Here is a 2,329-nt window from a genome sequence, read left to right as displayed (position 1 = left end):
CACGCCCGCCGCAGCCCTGGATGCGGGCAGAAGCTCCATGCCGTGGCGCTTGGACCAGGCGGCGCCGGCGTAGTCGGCGTGGTCCGGCTCACTCCCCTCGAGTACGGCAAAGGCCCGCTTCGCCGCAGGCACGTAGGCCGTCTTTATGGTCCGCGCCGCGGTCGCCGGATCGTTCAGCGCCTGCCGGTCCTCCTCGGAGATCTGCAGCGGCGCGCCGGTCAGCGGATCCTTGAAGGCCGACAGCGCAAGGACGTAGTAGGCGAGCGCCCAGCGGTCCTCCTCCGGCAGCGAGTCGCTGTAGGACGGCATCGGCGTGCCGGAAAGCCCGGTGCTCATAGTGCGGAAGATGTCCTCGACCGCGGGGCCGGACTTGAACTGGCCCGTGGTCAGGTCGGCGGGCAGGACCGGGAAGCCGAAGTCGTCCTTAAGCTCGGCCGCCTTGGGTCCGTCGCCCACGCCGGACTGGCCGTGGCACTCCCAGCACTTGGCCTGCTGCCAGACCTCCTGGCCACGCGCCACGACCTCCGCCGACGGCGCCGGCGGCGTCCCGATGTAGAGCGGCTCGCCAGGCGGCTCCTCGACGAAGTAGGCGTAGGGGTCGCCCGGACTGCTGCGGTCCACCGCCAGCTCGTATTTGATGTACTGGATGACGGCGAGACGATCCTCGATCGGGACATTGTGCCAGGTCGGCATCGCCGTGCCGCGGATGCCGCGGGTGATCGTGCGCATCAGGTCGCCGTCGGTCGGCAGCGGCCCCTTGACCAGGCGGAACTTGAACACCGCCAGCTCGAAATTGCGCGGCCGGAACTTGTACATGAAGGTCGCGGCCGGGCCGTTGCCGTTGCCCGTGACGCCGTGACAGCCAGCGCAACGTCGCTCGTAGACCTCCCTGCCGTGGACGATCCACTCCTCCGAGCGCGGCACGGTGAACTGTGATGCATCGAGCAACTGCGGCTCGAACATGTCGCGCCACTTGCCCCGGTTCATGCCGAGCTTCTGCAGATAGGCGATCAGCCCCTCGAGCTCCGCCGTCTGAACGGCAAGCTGCACCGTTTCGCCGGTGTACTCGTCGTTGGGTGTGAAGATCACCGGGTACTTGCCGCGCTCCGGGATGAACAACAGGCCGTCGGCGTTGGGGGTCAGCCGCAGGTGCTCTGCGGGCGTGTCCTTCTTGCCGAAGTCGAAGATCGCCTCGGTGACCTCGTTCTGCTCAAGCGTCCTATTGCCGGCGTCGTCATCGACGATCGCGGCCGCCCCGTCCGGCGTGTCGAACAGCCCGGCGAACCGCGGCATGATCGAATCCGGCACCACCATGCGCGGGTCCCAGAAGTGGGCGAGATGCCACTCGTCGCTGTACTTGAGCCCGACGCGGGTGAGGTCGGGCCCGATGCGGCGGGTCGAGAAGAGGTGCGGCACGTCGAACGCGTATTCTCCCGCCTCGCTCACCGGACCCCAGCGCCGCGTCTCGCCGGTCACCGGGCGCACGAACTGGGAATGGCAGTACCAGCAGCCTTCCCGGATGTAGACCTGCCGGCCGAGTTGCTCGAGCTCGGAGTAGTCGGTCGCGTCGGAGCGCATCCACTTGAGCTCACCGAGGTCGGTGCGGACCACCCGGGTGACATCGCTGGTGCGCGACTCGGCGTGGAGGAAAGGCAGGAGTCCCTGGACGAAGATCGCGAGCGAGATGAAGAAGACGCCCGCTCCCAGAGCGACGACGCGAGCGTTCATCCTCATCGCGCTGCCTCCCCCGCCGCGGCCGCGCCTCGGGGCACCGCAGGAGCCCTCTCACGCTCCTCTCTTGGCTCCCGCAGCGCCGTCATCATCAGGTTGAACACCAGCAGCGTCATGCCGATGTCCATCGACAGCCCGGAGAGCGTCCGCACGAACCAGTAGGGCGACATCGGCAGGATCGAGTTCACCCACTCCGATCCGTCCATCCACATGTAACCCTGCATCAGCCCGCCCGCGGTCAGGACCAGCCCCATCGTCGAGATGCCGGCGGTGATCAGCCAGAACGACCAGTTGCCCAGTCGGAACGACCATAGCTCGCGGCCGAACAGCTTGGGCCAGGTGTAGACCAGGCCGCCGATCGCCCAGACCACGAAGGTCCCGAACACCGTGAGGTGCGAATGCGAGATCACGAAGTCGGTGAAGTGCGTCGGCTGCTGGATCACCCGCAACGCCTCGGTCGACCCCTGGAAGCAGCCGAACAGATACATGATGGTGCCCATGATCAGGAACTTCGCCGTCAGGTTCTGGCCGAAGGTGTGCCAGCGCCCGTTCATGGTGCCGAAGAAGTTCACCACGACCGTCCACACCGGGATGATCA

The 2,329-nt window shown here is 67.0% G+C and carries 2 protein-coding genes; both read right to left on the bottom strand.

Annotated elements, in window-relative coordinates:
- A partial coding sequence (locus VFR64_14025; GenBank protein HET9490856.1) for a cbb3-type cytochrome c oxidase subunit II occupies window positions 1–1,611 on the bottom strand: 1,611 nt, incomplete at its 3' end.
- Between the two features lie 119 nt (window positions 1,612–1,730).
- Window positions 1,731–2,329 (bottom strand): cbb3-type cytochrome c oxidase subunit I (locus VFR64_14020; GenBank protein HET9490855.1); only part of this gene is annotated, 599 nt, incomplete at its 5' end.

Source organism: Candidatus Methylomirabilota bacterium, from assembly GCA_035709005.1.
Classification (GTDB): Bacteria; Methylomirabilota; Methylomirabilia; order Rokubacteriales; family CSP1-6; genus 40CM-4-69-5.
The sequence above is the reverse complement of the archived record's forward strand: the minus strand, read 5'-3'. Positions and strand labels throughout refer to the sequence as shown.